Raw genomic sequence first — 2759 nt, 5'->3', positions numbered from 1 at the left:
GTGGAGGCCAAGGCGCCGGGGTTCGCGAAGCTGCAGACGTCGTTCGTGCTGGAGAAGGACTGAGGCGCTCTGCCGCTCCCGGCGCCGGGAGCGGCGGTACGCGCGCGGCGGTGACCCGCGCGAGGGGACTCAGACGTACCGCTCGAGGATCGAGCTCTCCGCCAGCCTCGACAGGCCCTCGCGGACGCTGCGCGCCCGGGCCTCGCCGACGCCGTCCACCGTCTGGAGGTCGTCCACGCTCGCGGCGAGCAGCTTCTGCAGTCCGCCGAAGTGCTCCACCAGGCGGTCGATGATCGCGCCGGGCAGCCGCGGCACCTTCGCCAGCAGCCGGAAGCCGCGCGGCGACACCGCCGAGTCCAGGGTCTCGGGGGAGCCGGTGTAGCCCAGGGCGCGGGCCACGGTCGAGAGCTCCAGCAGCTCCGCGTGGGTGAGCACGTTCAGCTCGTGCAGGGCCTCGTCGACCGTGCGGGAGCGCTTGGCGGTGGGCTCGGGGACGTAGTCCCGCACGACGAGCTCGCGCTCCGGCTCCACACCCGCGATCAACTCGTCCAGCTGGAGGGCGAGAAGACGGCCGTCGGTGCCCAGTTCGACCACGTACTCGGCGATCTCGGTGGCGATGCGGCGCACCATCTCCAGCCGCTGCGCGACCGCCGAGACGTCCCGGACGGTCACCAGGTCCTCGATCTCCAGCGCCGACAGCGTGCCCGCGACCTCGTCGAGGCGGAGCTTGTAGCGCTCCAGGGTGGCGAGCGCCTGGTTGGCGCGGGACAGGATCGCCGCCGAGTCCTCCAGGACCCGGCGGTGGCCGTCGACGTAGAGCGCGATCAGGCGCATCGACTGGGAGACCGAGACGACCGGGAAGCCGACCTGCTTGGAGACCCGGTCGGCGGTGCGGTGCCGGGTGCCGGTCTCCTCGGTCGGGATCGTCGGGTCCGGCACCAGCTGGACGCCCGCCCGCAGGATCTTGGACAGGTCGGACGACAGGACGATGCCGCCGTCCAGCTTGCACAGCTCGCGCAGCCGGGTCGCGGTGAACTCGACGTCCAGGACGAAGCCGCCGCTGCACAGTGCCTCGACGGTCTTGTCGGAACCGAGCACGATCAGTCCGCCGGTGTTGCCGCGGAGCACGCGCTCCAGGCCGTCACGCAGGGCGGTGCCGGGCGCCACGGCGCTCAGCGAGGCGCGCATCAGGCCATCGGAACCGGCACTCCCACCGGACTTTCCGGGAGCTGCTGCCCGGTCGTTGGCTGCCACTGCACTCCTCCGGTCGCAGGTTCTGGGGCGCCCCCGTTCGGGGTCTCTCGCTCGGGTCGTGCCGGGCTCGCGCGCCCTGGCACACACCTCTGCGGCGTTGTCGCAGGTCGCCGACTCCCCCGAGCTCTCGACGAGCTCGAGCAGGGGGGAACCCCCATCGCGTCGACTCCCTCCTCCGCCGTGCAGCAGCGCGCACCAGGCCCCGCTCCCCGATCCGGCCTGTTCCGAACGAGAGGCCCTCACCGCACTCGGTTCGTACGGACGGGCGAGACCTGGGCAAAGTCTACCGGCGGTCCTCCTCCTCCCGTGGGGCCTCTCGGCGACGGGAGCGCGGAAGGACGCGCAGCGCGTCCCCTATGTCCGCGACTTCCAGGACCTTCATGCCCGGGGGAACCCTGCCCGGGTCACCCGGCACCAGGGCGTGCGTGAAGCCCAGGCGGTGCGCCTCGGCGAGCCTGCGCTGGACGCCCGTGACGCGTCTCACCTCACCGGCCAGACCGACCTCGCCGATCGCGACCAGGTTCTTCGGCAGCGGGGTGTCGCTCGCCGCCGAGGCGAGGGCGAGCGCGACGGCCAGGTCCGCGGCGGGCTCCGAGAGCTTCACCCCGCCGACCGTCGCGGAGTAGATGTCCCGCTTGCCCAGGGCGCTGATGCGGCCGCGCTGCTCCAGCACCGCCAGCATCATCGACACGCGCGAGGTCTCCAGGCCGGACGTGGTGCGCCGGGGGGAGGGGATCTGCGAGTCGACCGTGAGCGCCTGGACCTCGGCGACCAGGGGGCGGCGGCCCTCCAGGGTGACCGTCAGGCAGGTGCCGGGGACCGGCTCGTCACGGCGGGTCAGGAAGAGCCCGCTCGGGTCCGCGAGGCCCGTGATGCCCTCGTCGTGCAGCTCGAAGCAGCCGACCTCGTCGGTGGTGCCGTAGCGGTTCTTCACGCCCCGGACCAGGCGCAGGCGGGCGTGCCGGTCGCCCTCGAAGTGCAGGACGACGTCCACCAGGTGCTCCAGCAGGCGCGGACCGGCGATCGCGCCGTCCTTGGTGACGTGTCCCACGAGGAGCGTGGACATCCCGCGCTCCTTGGAGGCCCGGATCAGCGCGCCGGCCACCTCGCGGACCTGGGCCATGCCGCCCGGGGCGCCGTCGATCTCCGGGGACGCCACCGTCTGCACCGAGTCCAGGATCAGCAGGGACGGCTTGACCGCGTCCAGGTGGCCGAGGACGGCGGCCAGGTCCGTCTCGGCGGCGAGGTACAGGTGGTCGTCGATGGCGTGGATGCGGTCGGCCCGCAGCCGGACCTGGCTCGCCGACTCCTCGCCGGTGACGTAGAGCGTGCGGTGCTCGTCGCTCGCCGACTTGGCCGCCACGTCGAGCAGCAGGGTGGACTTGCCGACGCCGGGCTCGCCCGCGACGAGCACCACGGCCCCGGGGACCAGCCCGCCGCCGAGCACCCGGTCCAGCTCGGGCACGCCGGTGGAGCGGGCGGTGGCCCGGCGTCGGCAAGTCCAC

At 73.3% G+C, this 2759-nt stretch carries 2 protein-coding genes; both read right to left on the bottom strand.

The window, feature by feature from the left end; translation table 11 throughout:
• Nucleotides 1–129: 129 nt before the first annotated feature.
• A complete protein-coding gene (disA, locus tag B7L92_RS36785; RefSeq protein ID WP_004984951.1) occupies nt 130–1254 on the bottom strand; it encodes a DNA integrity scanning diadenylate cyclase DisA in 1125 nt (374 codons plus the stop codon).
• A gap of 283 nt (nt 1255–1537) precedes the next feature.
• Nucleotides 1538–2759: DNA repair protein RadA (gene radA / locus B7L92_RS36780; protein WP_107501725.1), on the bottom strand; the 1222-nt coding region annotated here is incomplete at its 5' end.

It is taken from the genome of Streptomyces viridosporus, assembly GCF_002078235.1.
GTDB classification, from domain to species: Bacteria; Actinomycetota; Actinomycetes; order Streptomycetales; family Streptomycetaceae; genus Streptomyces; species Streptomyces viridosporus.
This window is presented reverse-complemented; position numbering and strand designations above follow the sequence as displayed.